This window comes from Paenibacillus mesophilus, from assembly GCF_005938385.1.
GTDB lineage: Bacteria > Bacillota > Bacilli > Paenibacillales > NBRC-103111 > Paenibacillus_AB > Paenibacillus_AB mesophilus.
Map to the genome: position 1 here is coordinate 215,150 of NZ_VCRA01000001.1, position 17,796 is coordinate 232,945.

Below are 17,796 nucleotides of genomic sequence, written 5' to 3' on the forward strand. Positions count from 1 at the left end.
CTTTATCTTTCCTGGGCGGTTATTCGTGACATATAAATCCGCCGTCTCATATACTGATACGGTTATTATAACAAACATTGGACCGGAAAGAACAGCATAAAGCAAACAAAGAGCGGCCCGGAAGTCTTCTTAAGACTCCGGACAGCTCCGAGCGCGCCGGCAGGCTGCCTTCAGCGGCTTACTTGTTGTACTTCTTGATCGTATCGTTGAATTTCTTGGATATCGCGTCGATCGTTTGCTTCGGAGTCGCTTCCTTGATGAACATCCGCTGCATTTCCGGGAACATCGCCGCGCGCATTTCCGGATAGCCCTTGATCCCCCAGCCCGGATCGACGACCGGCCATTCTTTCGACTTCGTCGTCAGCTTGAACAGAAATTGCAGCTCCGGATCGTCCTTCGTCCAGGAAGGCGCTTCTCCGAACGGATTGAACGCTTTCGTAGCCGTAGAATAAATCTGGTTCCCGGTCTGCGACCAGTACAGAAACTTTTTCGCCCATTTTTCTTTGAGCGCATCCTTGTTCTTGAACACGACGCCAAAGCCGAATTCCATCTTGAGCGCCGCCTTGCCTTTGTTCGGAGACGGATAGTTGACGTACATATACTCGTGCGGACCGGTAACCGATCCGTCCTTGATCCCGTTTTTGACGAGATCCGCGTGGGACGTTCCGGCCACGACCATGCCATTCTTGCGCTGCTTCCAATAGTCGAGCGCGTTAACGGCCGAAAGCGTCTCGGGATGCGGATGAACGAGCCCCTCGGCGACCAGCGAGTTGAAAAACGAAAGCGTCTGCTCCGATGCCGGACTATCCGCAGCCGTATATTTGGAATAATCGTCGTTGAACAGCTTTGCCCCGAACGCGACCATCGTATTGTTGTACAGCTGATCGCCTTGCTCGTTCAACGCGAACAGCGTCATGCCGTACACGCCCTTGTCTTTGTTCGTAACCGCTTTCAAAGCAGCTTTGAATTGATCCGGCGTCCATGTCCGGTATTCGTCCTGCGGCAGCAGCTGTTCGGCCCCCGCTTCCTTCCAGAGCGATTTGTTCAGGATGAGCGCGGAAACCGTGGCGGAATACGGCATCGTGACGATATTGCCGTTGACCGACACCATCTTCATCACGTCCGGATTTTTCTTGATCTGCTCCAAATCTTTGACCGGAATCGTATCGGTAAGCGGAGCAAGCGCGCCCATCTGCGCGTAGGCCAGCGTACGCACCGGAGTGTCCAGAAGCACGTTGGGCGCCGTGCCGGAGGCGATCGCCGTCGTAATCTTTTCATTGATGCCGTCGAACGGAATGATTTCCACATTAACCTTGATGTTCGGGTACTGCTTATTCCACTCCGGAACCAAATCCTCCTTCACCCAGTCGCCCGGCTTCTGCCCTGCCTTGAGCGTACCGACCTGCGTCATCCAGACCGTAATCTCCGCCTTCTCGTCCTTCTCGTTCATCGCCGCTTGACCGGTCTTGCCCGGTTCGTTCGTCGTACCGCTCCCCGTACCGGAGCTGCATCCGTAAGCGAACACAGTCAATGCGAGTGCGAGCGGCAGGGCGAATGCCCGTTTGACGTTCCATTTGCGTAAAGCAGCCAATCTGCCCATCCGTAAACCCTCCCTTATATCGTGTCGTGTTCCGTATTTCGGCACTTGCGTCCGTTGAGACAGCCGAAAGCCTGATGCAACCGTACCATGGAACGGCCGCAGCCAGTAGGTGAAATTCGTAAGGTTTGGGTTGAAATGATCAGTATCGCCGCTTAGATGTGTTTTTGAACCGAAAGCCGGGAAAACAGCATGGATCCGAATCTATGAAGAAGCATGTTCGGTAATCAGCGCCAAGGTTTCGGCCATTCCGGCCGGTTCATTAACCACCCTCAAGCCATCGTACTTGTTGCCCTCGATTCGATTGAGAGCAATCGTATGATGTCCCCCGCCGTCGATCGTGATGCCGCATCCTTGTGTCTTGGCCGACTGGTCGTCGAAAATGGCGGCCCCCATAATCATGCTTCGCTCCGAGTTCTCCAGGACGATACCCGAACAATCCGCAACTGATTGGGCATTGTTGGAGATCGTTACTCCCGATCCTACGGTGACAGCCGCTCCATTTTTAACGTAAATGCCATGAGCCGCATTTCCCGTAATCGTCGAGGAGACGACGAAATGATGTCCTGATTGCACGAGAATGCCTTGACCGCCTGCGGATTGGCGGGAGACCACCTGAGTTAATCTCGTCTCCGTGGAGTTGCGGAAAAGGTTGATATTGTTTCTTTTATTGCCATGCACGATCAAATTCGTAACCTGAACCCGTGCGCTGCCTGCGACCGTCAATCCCTCATACGTGTTGTCGTAAGAGTGGACATTCATGATAACCGTATCGTCGGTGCGGTTTTCTTCATTCTCGTGTCCCACGTTCAAACCGCTGTAGCCGGACGCATAAGTGAGCACATTCGACGCTTTGGAGCGCTTTCCGTTGATAGACAAGTTGGAATATCCGTTATGATGCGTCACGATATGGTGGTACTCGCACTCTTCCGCCCAGTAGCTCGATACACCGCTTCCTTTATTCCCGTACGTTTCGGAGCCTAAGATGCGGACCCTGCTGCTTCTGTCGATCAGCACCGCCGTTCTGTCGTTGTCGTAGCCGTTCAATCCGTAAGCATCCACATCGCTGCAGTATTTGAAGTATACTCCCGACGCTCCTTCCAGATCAATCTCCGCATTGACGGTCCCGATCACAGTCACATTCGCTAAGCGGCTGCGCGATACCCGTTCCAGCCTTAATCCGGAGAAGCGGTGTCCGGGAGTCTCCGGGCTTATCGCATCGGCCTCGCGATTGCCGTCGAGCGTAACATTGGCCAGACGAATATTCGCATCCCCTCCGACCGGATTGGCGTTGCGAAGCAAATCGAACGCCCCGCTGCCCGCCTTCCTGCGGATCACGCTTTTATTGAAATCGATGTCGGCTCCCGACGGGATTTCGATCGTCGTACCGATTTCATAGACCTTGCGATACTTAAGGATACATTTCCGGTTATGGCTGACCGCCTCCGTTATTTCCTCGATTAATTCGTTCTCGCTTAAATTGGACATCTTCTGAAGTTCACTCCTTTTTACCAACTCGTCGAATCGTACGTCGAGGGTACGTTCAATGAAAATTTCAGATTCGTTGGCGAGCCTAACAGCCGGATTTGCGACGTCGCATTATCATGGATATTGTTCAGGGCAAAAGCGTGGCCGGTCCCTCCGGAGACGGAAACGCCGTAGCCTTGCGTCTTCACGGCCTGGTTATCATATATTTCCGCTCCTATGATCTGACTGTCCCTGGAGTTCTCGAGTACGATCCCTGATACGGTCGAATTCAGCTGACCGTTGTTGTAGATCTTAACTCCGTACCCGACGGTAAGCGATACCGGGTCCGTAATGGCAGACGGCTTCTGCACGTAAATGCCGGAATATGCGTTGCCGTAAACTTCCGAAGCGACCAAACTGTGGTTCGCCCCGGATTTGTACACGATCCCTTGTCCGCTAGCACTGTTCCGGGCAACGACGTTGGTAAGCTTGCTCGCAGTCGCCCCTCCGTATACTTGAATATTGTTTCTGCGGTTGCCGTAAACGACCAGATTCACGACTTGAACGCGTGCGCTGCCCGCAATCGTGAGGCCTTCGTAACCATTACTGTAGGAATGGACATTGTTTACGACCGTGTCGTCCGCACGGTTCTCCACGTTCTCATGCCCGATATTCAGACCCGAATAAGCGGACTCGTAGCTGAGTACGTTGGACACTTTCGAACGCTCCCCGTTCACCGACAAGTTCGAATATCCGTTATGATGGGTGACGATGTCATGGTATTCCGATTCATCGGCATCGTAGCTCGATATGCCGCTCCCCAAGTTGCCGCATGTCAAAGAACCGAAAATCCTGACGTTCTGGCTGCGGTCGAGCAAAATTGCGGTCCGGTCGTTGTCGTAGCCCGTCAGCTCATAGGCGTCTATTCGCTTGCTGTTCTTCATGTAAATACCGGCGGCGCCGTTCCCGCCTATTTCGGCGTTGACCGTCCCGGTAACGACGATACCGCGCAAATAGCTATCGTCGACCTTCTCCAATCGCAGCCCCGAGAAGCGATGAGACGGCTGAGCCGCAACAAGCTGATCCGCGCCTTTGTTGCCGTCGATAATCAGATTGGAAAGCCTGATCCGATTGTTTCCGGTTACCGGGTCTGCATTGCGGATCATATCGAACACGCCGCTGCCCGCCTTCCGGCGAATCGTCGAGAAGTTGAAGTCGATATCCGCGCCGGACGGGATCGTTACCGTTCCGCCGATCTCGTATACTTTGCGGCTCGGGAGCACCAGCTTCTCGCCCGCCGTCTGTGCGGCGGCGATGGCCGCATTCAAATCGTTATGGTCGCCAGCGGAAGCGGAGTTACCCGGCAAGACCGGTACATCGCAAGAAGGCGTATTGTCCGCAAATACAGGCATAGAGGCAACGACACATGCAAGCAGCAGGGAAATAAGCAGGCTTCGCTTTTTCATCCTTAATCCTCCTAAAGTTCCGGTGATCAACACCACTGCGGGTCTGAAATATGCTTCCGATCACCGTTGTTCCCAGATTTTTGATTCAATAAGCCCATAATCGGTGAAAATCCGGAAACAAATGCGACCGCTGACGCTTCTACAGCATCATTTCAGACCCTCCACTAAGTAATTCACCGGACTTCTGAATAATCGACTCATTGATTCACGGCTCTCAGCCGGATGTCTTCGCATCATTGATTTCCGCGCTTATTTGTTCTCCCCCCGATCTCCACCATGCGTCGATAAACAAATCGAACTCGTCGAGCGAAGCTGCACCGTAAATGATTTTGGTGAACATCTCGGTTTCCAACGTGCCGAGCAGCGATCTTTTGGCCGCAAGCGTCGGCGTGTTGAGTCCGGTAAAGCCGTCGTTCATGAACAAGTCTTGTTCGACATAGCTGCCGCTTATAACGCTGAAGGAGCCGGTTTCATTGAATACGGTCGCCAGGCCGAACGCCCGGCGGTCGCCGTTCCGGTAAGCGATCACCTGATCGTATGCGTTTCGCTGATCCTGGTTCAAGCCCGTCGTATCACCGGTCTGCAGCGCTTCACGGACGGCCGTGTACACGTCCATGTTTTTGCGGAGCGGTTCGATATTCGTAAATGAATAATTGTATTTCTGGAGTTGGCCTTCCTGGGAGTAAGCGCTCCAATCCGCGCCCGGACCGTACAAATTGTCCAAATGCGCGTTCATCAGATGGATCAGCGCCTCGGGATGGGCAGCGCCTTTGCGGACGGCAAATATTTCGGAAATGTGAGATTTCCGGTTGACCTTGGCCGGCTTCTCGTCGATGGACGGAACCGGGAAGGGCCGCCACCTGGCCGCCGGGTCCGCATTGACGGCATCCTGCAGCGGATATAATGGCGCTCCCATCGCACTGAACATGAGGCCGAGCTTCCCCGAGACGAGCAGCTCCGATTCCTTGGCGAACGTCTTCACCCCGAACTCGGGATCGAGCCGGCCCGCCGCGTACAGCTCCCGAAGCTTGGCAAGAGCGGGCTTCATCTCGGGTTGGATGCTGCCATATACGAGCCGGCCCGTTCCGTCGTCCACCCATATCCCCGGATAAGCATGATAGCCGTTAAAAAAACCTTCCAGTCCCATGGATCCGTATAAATCTTTATGAACGGCAAGCCCGTAAGTGTCGGCAGCTCCGTTGTCGTCCGGATCTTTCTCGGTAAACGCTTCCATAATCTTGAACACATCCTGCATCGTCTTCGGTTCGGGGATAGCGAGCCGCTCCAGCCAATCCATGCGGACGAACAGCAGCGGCGAGCCGTCGCCCATCGAAGAGATCGGGCGGGGAATGCCGTGTTGAATCTGGTTTATGCGGCCGGCCCGATACAGCTTCCCGCCGTCGGAAGCGTACAGCTCCTTCAGAGCCGGGGAAGCGTATGTATCGAAATACGGCTGCATATTTTCCAAGCGGCCTTCCCTCGCCAATTGTTCGAACTGGCTCGGCGGAAGCACCATCAGATCGGCCAAATCATCGGACGCGATGGCGACGTTCCATTTATGGACATAGGAAGCTCCGCTGCCCGTCCATTTGTAGTTCAGTTTGATGCCGAGCCCGTCCTCGTAGTATCGGGACCAATCGTTATGCTCCAGAGACTCTCCATCCTTGAACACCGTATTGTTGTTTATTTGCCGTATAGCCGTTAGTTCGATAGGAGGATCGTACAGACGCGGGTTCGCTGCGCTAGGCGAGGCGCTCCGCTCGCCATAAAGGACGGGCGATCGGCTGCCCGGCTGCATGACGGTTTCCTTCTCTTGAAACATTGCGATCCCCGGGAACGCGAATACCGACAGGAGCAATATTATCCATCCTAATCGCTTGGTCATGTCATACCGCTTCTCCTCTTAGTTCCGGTCCGGGCGAGGAGCCGCCTACCAAGGATGCTACTTGTTCGTATCCTTTGCCAGCTCCTGCTTCAGCTTCTCGTCCAACTGGCGGAGCGCCGTATTCATATCCGTCTTACCCATCGCTACATCATGGAACGTCACGGCCATGTTGTTTTGTTGAAAGACGGTGGCGACATTGGCGGCTCCGCTTTTCCGTTTGGGCGAGTAGGGCGCCCATTCCTTGTAATAAAACAACGCACCGATATTTTTGCTTTTCATATCCGGCCGTTCTTGCCCGAAGGCATCTTTGATCTGCTTATTGACGACCGTCGGAAGGATGCCTTTCTTCGAATCGGCCAATTGGACTTCATCGGATACCATCGCCATGATGACCTGAAACGCATCATCCTTATGCTTGCTGAGCGCGGAGACGGACCAGTAGGCGGGGCCTCGCCAGGCCATTATTTTCGATTCGCCCGGGAACGTCGGATACGATACGATATCCCAGTCGATTGTTTCCGGTATTGGTGCATAGGTGCTGTATTGGTATGCATGCATGGCGACTTTCCCTTTATTGAACGCTTCGCCGTTCAGCTCCGCACCGACGACCGGATCGATTTTGTTGTTCGGAATCTCGTAGAATCGTTTGAAGTTGGCGAATATCGTTTTCCATTTCTCCGGGTTGTACAGCTGGTCCGCATTCGGATCGAGAATCGGGTAGCCGTACGTATTGTCTCGCAGCATCGCCATCACGTTGCCGCTGAAGCCGCGATAGACGCTGCCGCCTTCCGTTCTGCTCATTTTCTTGGCGATCTCGTACACTTCATCCCAGTTCATGCCGTCCTTCGGATAAGGGACACCGAACTGGTCGAACAAAGATTTGTTATAGCTCAGCACCATCGGAATATAAGGCGGATACGGAATGCCGTATAAGGCCCCGTTCTGACCGGCATCGATCATTTCCTGAATGAACGGCGGGTTGAAGCGGCTCAGATCGTAGCTGTGCGATTTGACGAACGGGTTCAGGTCGGTGCCGATCTTGAGATCCAGATAATTGTTCTTCAAATTCGGAATGTCCGTCCGGATCAGATCGGGCGTTTCTCCGCGCGCCACAAGCTCCGGCAGCGAATTGCCCTTGTCCGGCGGGATGTATTTGAAGGTGATGTACGGAAACCTCTTCGTAAGCTCTCCCCTGAACCGGTCGTTGAATTCTTCCTCCTTGACCCCAAGCCCGAATACGGACAGCGTAATCGGATCTTTCTTCTCCGGCGCGCCCGCCGCTCCGGGCTGCTCCTTGTCTGCGCCGCAAGCGGACAACGCCGCCATCGACAAGCCGAACAGAAGCGACATGGCATAAGTTCTTCTCATTCTCGATATCTCCCCCTATAAACGTCTTACACCGGTGTTCATATCCAATTATAAAGGGGGGGTGTTTGGCCGGACTACTTACGGTTCTTTACGTCATCCTCTTATTTATTTACTTCGCGGTATTCCTGCGGCGTCAGCCGGATCGCTTTCTTGAAGCACCGGTAAAAGGTCGCATCCGTCAAAAAGCCGGCTTCGGCCGATATTTCGTGGATTTTGAGCCGGCTGCCCGTCAGCAGCCGTTTGGCCGTACTTAATCTGGCTTCCATAATATATTCCGAAACGCCTTTGCCGGTAGTCTGCTTATAGTGGCGGGACAAGTAGGAAGGATTCAGCTTCATCGCTTCCCCGAGACGGGTAAGCGACAAATCCCCGTTAATGTGCCGATCGATATATTGGTTGATCCGGTTTACCAATTCGTCGCTATCTTTGCGGTATCCGTCCTCGCGCAGATCGAACAGGCTTCCCGATAAGCGGAACAAGCGGCCGAACCGCTCTTCCCAACCTTCCGTATCGTCCCATACGGCGAGCTTACGGAAGTCTTCCGCAGCTTGCACCGCTTCGTACAACTCCCATTCATTGACGGCGGTCATAAGCAAGGCGACGAAATGGTAATAAAGCTCCATCCTCCGCGGCTCTTCGTTCCCTGGCCTTCCCAGCCCCGAATCCGGCCCCGGCATCATTTGCCGAATCAATTCCTGAAACTCTTCTTTCCTTCCCTGCTCCAAATAGCGCTTCAAGCGGTCATAATTGCCGGATGACGCCCCCGTCGGAGACGTCGCCACACCCTCTCCGCTGCGATCTTCCTGAATGTATGGACCGGCAAGCATTGACTCCGGTCCGATGCCGAGTCCGAAATGAAAATAACCTTTCAGCCTGCTCAACATGTCGGGCAACCGCTCCCATCGGACGAACTCATCCGCGAGCGCAAAGGACAGCCGCACGTTCCAAGCATGCTTGCTCTCCTGTTGGACGTGCTCCAGCATGCCGTGAATGAAACGCTGCGTCCTGATGGCCGTCTCGTACTCGCTTTCCTTACGCTCCTCCCGGGATGAGTCCAATGGCTGCATCAGCAAGACAAACCGCGTTTTGTCGTAATCAACGAAGCAGACGGCGGTCATCGCCGACAAATAGCCCTCGATCCTATTTTGCAACGCGCATACGTACAAAGCCCGGTCTTTGGGCGAACCGGGCAGATCGTCCAGCCGCCCGACAACGGGCAGCACAGGCTGGAGGGTCGTCAGTCCCGTCCCGAACTCTCGAAGCATTTCATCCGCCTGCGTATCCGCCGCGCTGTCTCCATCGAGCAGCTCTTTCAGGCAAGTCTGTCTGAGCAGAGGCAAAGCTTTGTCCATTTGGCGTTGTGCCTGCTCGAGCCTGTGCCGGGTTTCCGTTTGCTCCTGAAGCTTCGCTTTCGCTTTTTGCACCGCCTCGATAATTTTGCCGTCACCTTCGGTTTTCAGCACGAAATCGATGCCTTCGTTGCGCAGCGCGCTCTGCGCATATTCGAACCGGCTGAAGCCGGTAAGAAAGATAACTTTGCACCACGGCCATTGCCGGATTATAACCTGCTGCAGCTGCAGCCCGCTCATTCCCGGCATATGAATGTCCGTCAGGACGATATCGAATTTCGTCCGCTCCAGCAGCAGGATCGCTTCGTCCGCCGAGTAGGCCCCGAATACTTCGAGCTCCAGCTCGGGCTGCTCCGAGAACAGCTCCACCAAACCTTCGACGATAATCTCCTCGTTATCGATAATCAACATCCGGTACATGCGATTTCATTCAACCTCCTTGGGCAGCGGGATTCGCATACGAACAAGCAAACCTCCCTTTTCACCGAGAGCGAAGCAAAGTCCGGCGTTATCCCCGAATTTGATCCGCAACCGGCGATGCACATTGAACACCCCGGTCGTCAATTCCATATCGGTGCCCGATCGGCGGAGCAATCCGTTCAATCGCTCGATTTGTTCGGGATCGATCCGGCTGCCGTTATCTTCCACTTCGATAAGCAGCTCGCCCGTCTCCTCCTGAAACCGGACGCACAGCAATCCCCCCTTTTGTTTATGCTCGAGCGCATGATGGAAAGCGTTCTCCACCAGCGGCTGCAGGATCAGCCTCGGCACCTCGACGTCCTTTGCCCGATCGGGCAATGGCATAATGTCCGTCTCGACCGAACGGGAGAAACGAGTCCTTTGAATTTCCGTATACGCTTTCATATGCTCGTACTCTTCCTCAAGCGTTACCTCGTCGGCGTCCGAACGGGTAATGAAACGGAAATAGTGTCCGAGATGCTCCGTAAACCGGGCGACGTTATCATGATCGTGCCTTTGCGCCATCCGGTACAAAACAAAGAAGCTGTTATACAAAAAATGGGGATTGATTTGCGACTGCAGCTGCTTCAACTCCGACCGCTGGGACCGGATTTTCTGCTCGTACACCTCGGATATCAACGTATTCAGCCGGGCTGTAGTCGCATTGAATTGATCGTACAAGTAGCGGAACTCGTCCTCGTGGCGGTGCTCCAGCCGCACTTGCAGATCCCCCTTCTCCATCTTGCGGAATGCGTGCACCAGACGTATCAACGGCTTATGAATCAAGCGATAATTCCAATACGAGAACAAGCCCGCGAACAGAAGCGAGACAGCCGTAACAAGCCATATAACAAGCCGATATTTCCGTTTCCAGCCCATAAACTGCTCTTCGGGAACATATACGGCAAGAAAGGCGCCAAGAAACTCCGAATAGTCGTAAGTCAGCCAATAATCTTCGCCCGCGATAGCAGCGGTTTTCTGATCGCCTGCGCTCGCGAGCTCACGGACCCATTGTTCGTGCCGGGCGTCGTCGCCGTCGGACGACAGCATCCACCGGCGCTCCCGATCAATCAGCATGGCCCCTCCTTTCGTTTCGTTCGTAATATGGACGAGCGTTTGCCGCAGCTTTTGCTCGGACAGCTTGATTTCGGCCAAATACGCCGTCGTCCCGTTCATTTGCCGGGGTGCGCTTTGGACGATCAGCAGCTCGTTATTCCAGACGACGAACGGCGAACCTCTCGATTCGGATTCGCGAGCGAGCGTTTCGATTTTGCTCAAGGCGACATCTTCGTCATAATAAGCGTTGGAAATGGTGCGGTCGATAAGCGGGATATGGACCGACGCCTCATTAACATACAGGCTGGAGTCTACGACGTTTTGCAGCTTCTGCTGAATTCTTAGAATGGCGCCGCGTTTGTCGTAATTGGACATTTGAAGAGCGAGCGCGCTCAATCTTTGTAAATCGTCATCGGTAATAAATTGCTTCTTCAGTCGATTGACCCGGCTGATTTCTTCCTCGAGCGAGTTCAAATAAAAATGGACGCGCGATTGCATGGAGCCGAATATTTGTTCCTTCACATGCTCGGAGCCGGAATGGTTGATGAGCAGGCTGATTCCGTACATCGGTACCGCAAACAACATAAACAACACGATATTTTTGACGAAAATAGAGCTGCTCCTGAACATGCGAACCATACTCCCGTTCATCGCCTCCTTCCAAGCGTCAGACGCCTCAGTGAAGAGAAAATCGGGCTGCCCCGGTCGCAAATACCCGAAAGGACAGCCCGTATATAGTTCCCCTACTCCATCAACCGTCCCCGCAGCATCACCCGGCGCACTTCGATCTCGTCCGAGACGATGACCAGATTGGCCAGCTTCCCCTTCTCCAGACTGCCCATCTCCCGGTCGGCATTAATCGCCTTGGCCGGATTCAGCGAGCTCATGACAAATGCATCTACGATGCCGACTCCCGTATGGCGCATCATGTTCCTCACCGCCCGGTCCATCGTCAGCTTGCTGCCGGACAAGCCGACGCCTTCGATAAACCTTACGTCCTCATACTCGCCGCCCGGTGTCCCACTCTCCAAGCCGGCCTCGTCGATCGCATCGGTAATGACGATCACTTTGTCCGTACCCTTCGCCTTGTGGATCAGCTTGCACATGAGCGGTCTGACGTGAATCCCTTGCGCGTCCGGAATGACTTCGGCATAAATGTCGTCATGGACGAGCACCGCTTCGTCGACGCCGATTTCCCTCGTTCCCCCGTACCGGGAAGGCGAGGGCGTCGTTCCCGAGGCGTTCGTGCAGTGGCAGCCGATTCGCAGCCCTTTGTCCACGAGCGAGAAGATCGTGTCCGCGTCCGCTTCCGAATGGCCGACCGACAAGGCGATGCCGTATTTCGAAGCGGCTTCGGCGAATTCGGCTTGTCCGTCCAGCTCGGGAGCGAGCGTCCATACTTTGATCCGGTCCCCCGCGACGGCGAGCAGCTCGTTGTACTCGTCCGGATCGACCGGGCGTATCGGGGACGTAACCGCCCCGTACTTTTTGTTAATGAACGGCCCTTCCATATGAATGCCGATAATCGCGCCGCTGTACGGCTGCTCTCCGACGCGCAATATGTTGCGCACGCCCTCGAGCATCTCTTCCCGGCTCTGGTTGTAGACGAGCGTCGGCAATATTCCGGTCGTACCGTGCTTCAAATGGGACAGCGCGAATAAATAAGGCTCCTCCCAGGACCAGTATCCGCCGCCGCCGTGGCAGTGAATGTCGATAAAGCCCGGACCGACGTATTCGCCGCCGGCGTCGATCACTTCCGCCCCCTCGGGTATTTCTACGCTGCCCTTCGTACCGATATCCGCGATCGTTTCTCCGTCGATCAGCATTATCCCGTCGTCTATGACGGAATGCGCGGTAACGATTTTGCCGTTAACGATCGCTTTCAACCGTCCGTCCATATCTAATCTCCTCCTGAAATTCCGGCGATCAACTCACTGCGGGTCTGAAATAAGCTTACGATCGCCTTCTCTCGTTCCGCTTACCCCTTCACCGCGCCGAGCGTAATGCCCTGGGTAAAATAGCGCTGGAAGAACAAAAACACAAGCAGAACCGGCAGCGTAGCGCACAAGGCCCCCGCCATGGCAACCCCGTAATTGATATCCACCTCTTGCACTTGCCTTGCTATTTTCACGCCGACGGGAAGCGTATACGTCAATTTGTCTTTGAGCATGATCATTTGCCAGACGTAATCGTTCCACGAGTTCACGAACGTAAAGATGCCTAGTACGGCTATGCCCGGCTTCGCCAGCGGCAAAATGACCCTTGCGAACGTCTGCCACTCGCTTGCGCCGTCGATTTTGGCCGCTTCGATCAGCGCCCCGGGCAGCGTCTGCATGAACTGTTTGAGCAGAAACACCCCGAACGGCCAGCCGACGAGCGGGAGCAGCACGCCCCACAGCGAGTTGGTCAGTCCGAGCTTGTTCATCATCTGGAACAATGGAATGAGCAGCACCGTATGCGGAATCGACATCGAAGCGATCATGACCGCGAACAGCCATTTGGACCCTTTGAACGGCACTTTGGCGAACGCGTACGCGGCCAGAGCGCTAACCGTGATGACGAGCAGCGTCGCCATGACGGAGATGAACATGCTGTTGTACAACCAGCGGAATAGCGGAAAGTCGGTCGCGAGAATCCGGAAATTGTCCAGCGTCGGCTCAAGCGGAAACCACTCCGGCGGTATTTGCAGCGCCACCTTCAAATTTTTGAACGATCCGATCAGCATCCAGTACATCGGCCACAGGAAAAACAACGCCGACGCCCAAATCCATACATGCCCCGCGACCGCAGGCCATTTCTTCAACATATGCCTCGCCCCCTTCTCAATACTCCACGTCGGATTTCAGCAGCTTGAATTGAAGGAAGGCGATCAGGCAAATGAGCAGGCACAGCATGACGCCCATCGCGTTGGCGATGCCGAAGTTCATATTGACGAACGCCTCGCGGTAAATGAGCATCAGAATCGTCGTCGTCTTGTAAGCCGGCCCGCCCCCCGTCATCAGCAGAATGATCGCGAATACTTGAATGGCGCCGATCGTCGAAGTTACGACCACGTATAGGACGGACGGCCTCAGCATCGGCAGCGTAATGCTGAAGAAAGCCCGGAGAGGCGCAGCGCCGTCCAGCGAAGCCGATTCGTACAAGTCGCGCGGAATCCCGTTCAGCGCCGCCGTGAACACGACGATGGAGCTGCCGAGCGAGATCGTGACCAGAATGAGCGACAAGGACATGTAAGCGTATTCGGAACCGAGAAAGTTAACGGGCTGCATGCCGATCAGCTTCAAGAAATAGTTGCCGAGGCCGAACTGGTTGTTGTACATATACTCCCATACCATCGCCAGGCTCACGATGGAGGTAACGCCGGGAATATAGAACGCCGCTCTGAAAAAAGACTGCATCTTCTTCGGATACACGTGAATAATCGCCGACAGCAGCAGCGCGAGCACCGTAATGGACGGCACCAAATAAAGGACGAAAACGAGCGTATTCCATACCGCTTTCCAGAACAACGAATCGCTCACCAATTGCTTGTAGTTGTCCAGCCCGGCAAAGACGTATCCCGCATAATCGAATGCGTAAAGGCTGCTTCTGATCGACGACAAAATCGGGTACACGACGAAGGCGACGAAAAAAAGCAGCATCGGCAGTACGAACAGCCAGCCGCTCCATTCGCGCCGCAATTTCAAGCTCCATAGTTTCCCCATAACATTCGTCCCTCCTGTCCGGTTGTAGGTTGACGCTTGACGGCGAACCAGCCGTCGTCACGCTTCCAACGTACCATGGAGCTTCGGAGGGGCGATAGGTGAAATTCGTCAGGAATGGGGCGGTTTCCTCAGTTTGAGCCTGCCTGCCCGCTTAATTCGCTGATGATCGGTTCGCCGTGGTGTCAAGCTCGGAATAAGTGGGCTGGGCTTGCATGCTTTTCCTGTACTGCGATGGGGACAGCCCCGTATTGTCCTTGAACCATACGCCGAAATAGTGCGAGTCGGCGAAGCCGGTTTTCTCCGCCACCTCTTTGATTTTAAGCGCCGTGCCGCCAAGCAGCTTCTGCGCATGCTCCAGCCTTAAACCGCTTACATATTCGGCGAACCCGACGCCGACTTCTTTCTTGAACAGCTGGCTGAAATAGTTCGTATTCAACCCGAGCTCTCTGGCCGCATAGTCGACGCCGATGTTCGGATTGTCGAACTGCTCGCGGATAAGCAGCAGCGATTTGGCGACGTTCGGACTGTACCGCACTTGCTGATGCATCAGCGGGCCGAGCTGCTTTTTGACGACGGCGATAAAGTCGCGGCCGTTCTTCTCGAACGGCTCGAGCGACAGGCGCAAACTCAGCTTGTCGAGCCAGTCGTCGGCGAGCCGCACGTCCTGTCCGCCGAACTGGATCAGCAGCTTGTTCATATGATTGTACAGCGAGATCAGCAGCGAGCTGATGACGGACGGGGCGACCGGCTTCACCCGAACGTAAGCGATCAGCTCCTCCATCACGCCCGCGCAAGTGTCGAAATCGCCCTCATCCATATAGTAGAGCAGCCGGTTCTCGAACGATTCGGGATATTGATGCTCCCAGGAAGCTCCGGAGAAAAAGACGGACGGCTCCTCCTCCATCCGCTCGCCGACCCGGTATTTGAGCAGCGCCTTCGCTTCCTCGAACGAGTTTTTGACAAAATGAATATCTTCATAGCCGTTCCCGACGAAGGCGTAGGGCCGAAGCTCCAGCTCGTCGCGGAGATGGTCGAGCAGCGGCTCCAGCATCATCAGCGCTTCTTCCTGGGGGCAATTGAAGATGAGGCAAAACTGGTTCGCCGCGACCGTATCCGAAATCATCCCCCCGCGAAGCTCCATATCGCGGATCGCACGCTCGGCGGCGGACAAAGCGCTTTCATCCGGCACGTTGTGGACATACAGCAGTACGACCTGGAAGCAGGGCCGCTCGAACCGGATATCCAGCTTCCGCTCGAACTCGCGCAGCTGTTCCGCCGACATATTCCCCGCTAGCAGCGAGCGGATCAGCTTCTCCCGCAGCAGCGGAATTCCGTCCTGCAGCTTGTCGAGCATATGATTGAACGCGTGGCCGAGCCTTCCGAGCTCATCTTTGTACTGCACATGGAACCGGCCGGTCAAGCTGCCGCGCTCGACCTCGCGGACGAGCTTGACCATTCTCCGCAGCGGCATCGTAATTGTGCGTAGCAGGAAGGCGGAGACGACCGTCATGAGTAAAATCGAGATGAACAGGAAAAACAGCCACAACGAATTGACGTTTCTCAAATCCTTCAGCACGATGCGCTGCGGGACGGAATGGACGAACGTCCAGCCGGTAAGCTCGTTTTTAGCATAGGCGAGCATGTACGGCTCGTTGTTTTGCCGCAGGAACGTATAGCCCTGTTCCTCCGTCAACGCAGACAGGTCGACCTGCGTGCTCGATCCCGCCCCTTGGCCCGACGTATAGGCGACTCCCGCTGAATCGACGATGCTGTTTACACCTTCCCCCAGATTGGAGACGGACAGAAACCCGTCGAATACTTGCGGGGAGACAGAGATGACCAGATGGCCGATCAGCGACAAATCCGCCTTGTTATACATCGCATTGAACATCATGATCGACGTCTTCTTCTCGTTCCATCTGACGAACGACCAATACGAGGAGCCGTCCGATTTGCCGAGCCGGTCGTACCAGCCTTGCCGGGCGAACTCCTCCCCGGTCAGAAAGGTCGGCATGTTGGCGTCTTCGACGCTGATTTTGAACACGTTCTGGTACCGGTCTATCAAATAAATCGCGTCGATGCCGTACAAATTGTCCCACATCCGGTGCAGCTGATTGTACACCTCGTTGAACGCGCGTATCCGTTCGCCGCCGCTCAGCCGGGATATGTCGCTGGCGAAGCGCTCCTGGATGTCCGGACTGTACAGCAGCACCTGCGCCGACTTCTGAATGTTCTGGAAGTAATGGTTGATGCTGCTCGTGTAGTATTCGATCTGCTGCACCATCACTTTTCCTTCCCGTTCCGTGATGAGCCTTTTGATCTGCGTGGATGACAGGACGGCAAAGGTGGCCAGCGTGAGAAGCGAAACGAATGCGACGGACAGCCACATCTTTCTCGCCAATGTCATGTCGTGAAAGCGGCGAATCGCATGGCGAAGCGTTTTCATGGATGACCTCCTCTTTATGTGCATGCCGACCGATGCCGATGCGCGGCTCCCGTACTACTTCCACATGGGCGGCGTAACAACCTGCTCGGGGACATCCCGGAACGAAACGGCAATTTCTTCCCGCAGCCGTTCGGATATCGGCGGTCCTTCGATCAGCGCCAAATTGTCCGCAACCTGCTCCTTCGTTTCCGCGCCGATAACGAGACTGTGCACGCCCTCCAGATCGCGGATGAACGAAACGGCCATTTGCGAAATCGGAACTCCGTGCCGTTCGGACAGCTCCCTGAGCGCCCCGAGCGGCGCCTTCGCTTCCTGCAGATTCACGGGCAATTCTTCGTCCTTCATATACAGCAGCCCTTGCAAGAATACGCTACGAACGAACACTGTCTTCCCGGCCCGCGCCAGCATATCCAGACATCCGTTGTTCAACGGACGGTGGTCCAGCACGTTCATCGGCAGTTGGACTGCTTCGTACGTTTCATCCTGCAAATAGTCCCATAAGACCTGGTATTCCGCAGCCGAATTTTGCGACACGGATATGCCGGCCCGGCCGATCAAGCCTTCCTGCCGAATCGCATGGAACGAAGCGGTGATCGCCTCCCCGAAATGCTCCATCACGTCCGTATTGTGCAGCATCAAAATCGGAATCGCGGACAGCTGCAGCCGGTCCAACGAGCTTTCGACCAGCTTGCGCATCGTCAGCTCGATCTGTTCGCGGCCGTCGCCGGGTTCCGGTCTCAGATGAATTTTGGTTGTAATCAAAGGCTGCCGGCCGTTGAAAAATTTGCCAAGCAACATCTCGGATGTGCCATATGCCGCCGCCGTGTCGTATGACGTGACTCCGCCTGTAAGTGCATGGCGCAGCAGCTCGAAGCTGCTTTCTTCCGACGGCATTCCGTCGCGGTTATGGATGCCGTAAGGCATGCCGAGCTGTACCGTACCGAGCGTCAGCTTGGATGGAGCCGATCCGGCGCCGTTGTGCTTCTGCATGTTCATTCT

12 protein-coding genes are annotated in these 17,796 nt (G+C 55.0%); all 12 read right to left on the bottom strand.

Annotation, left to right across the window (positions count from 1 at the left end):
- Positions 1-178: 178 nt before the first annotated feature.
- The gene (locus FE783_RS00805; protein WP_138877410.1) at positions 179-1,600 is read right to left on the bottom strand and encodes an extracellular solute-binding protein; all 1,422 of its coding nucleotides are present in this window, start codon (positions 1,598-1,600) and stop codon (positions 179-181) included.
- Between the two features lie 201 nt (positions 1,601-1,801).
- Positions 1,802-3,085, bottom strand: coding sequence for a right-handed parallel beta-helix repeat-containing protein (locus tag FE783_RS00810; protein WP_138877411.1), 1,284 nt, complete (start codon positions 3,083-3,085; stop codon positions 1,802-1,804).
- Between the two features lie 20 nt (positions 3,086-3,105).
- Positions 3,106-4,530, bottom strand: coding sequence for a right-handed parallel beta-helix repeat-containing protein (locus tag FE783_RS00815; RefSeq protein WP_138877412.1), 1,425 nt, complete (start codon positions 4,528-4,530; stop codon positions 3,106-3,108).
- Between the two features lie 214 nt (positions 4,531-4,744).
- Positions 4,745-6,415 carry an extracellular solute-binding protein gene (locus FE783_RS00820; RefSeq protein WP_138877413.1) on the bottom strand — a complete coding sequence of 557 codons (1,671 nt, stop codon included), beginning with the start codon at positions 6,413-6,415 and terminating at the stop codon, positions 4,745-4,747.
- A 57-nt stretch (positions 6,416-6,472) separates the two neighbouring features.
- Positions 6,473-7,783, bottom strand: a complete 1,311-nt coding sequence (locus FE783_RS00825) for an ABC transporter substrate-binding protein (RefSeq protein ID WP_138877414.1) — start codon at positions 7,781-7,783, stop codon at positions 6,473-6,475.
- Positions 7,784-7,884: 101 nt separating this feature from the next.
- Entirely contained in the window at positions 7,885-9,552 is a 1,668-nt protein-coding gene (locus FE783_RS00830; protein WP_138877415.1) for a response regulator, read from the bottom strand.
- A 6-nt stretch (positions 9,553-9,558) separates the two neighbouring features.
- Positions 9,559-11,277 carry a sensor histidine kinase gene (locus FE783_RS00835; RefSeq protein ID WP_158301550.1) on the bottom strand — a complete coding sequence of 573 codons (1,719 nt, stop codon included), beginning with the start codon at positions 11,275-11,277 and terminating at the stop codon, positions 9,559-9,561.
- Between the two features lie 113 nt (positions 11,278-11,390).
- A complete protein-coding gene (nagA, locus tag FE783_RS00840; RefSeq protein WP_138877417.1) occupies positions 11,391-12,545 on the bottom strand; it encodes an N-acetylglucosamine-6-phosphate deacetylase in 1,155 nt (384 codons plus the stop codon).
- A gap of 80 nt (positions 12,546-12,625) precedes the next feature.
- Positions 12,626-13,453 carry a carbohydrate ABC transporter permease gene (locus FE783_RS00845; protein WP_138877418.1) on the bottom strand — a complete coding sequence of 276 codons (828 nt, stop codon included), beginning with the start codon at positions 13,451-13,453 and terminating at the stop codon, positions 12,626-12,628.
- A 16-nt stretch (positions 13,454-13,469) separates the two neighbouring features.
- Entirely contained in the window at positions 13,470-14,351 is an 882-nt protein-coding gene (locus FE783_RS00850) for a carbohydrate ABC transporter permease (protein ID WP_138877419.1), read from the bottom strand.
- Positions 14,352-14,502: 151 nt separating this feature from the next.
- A complete protein-coding gene (locus FE783_RS00855) occupies positions 14,503-16,797 on the bottom strand; it encodes a helix-turn-helix domain-containing protein (RefSeq protein ID WP_158301551.1) in 2,295 nt (764 codons plus the stop codon).
- 54 nt (positions 16,798-16,851) lie between these two features.
- Positions 16,852-17,787: an aldo/keto reductase gene (locus FE783_RS00860; protein WP_158301552.1), complete on the bottom strand. Its 936-nt coding sequence runs from the start codon at positions 17,785-17,787 to the stop codon at positions 16,852-16,854.
- Between the last annotated feature and the right edge of the window lie 9 nt (positions 17,788-17,796).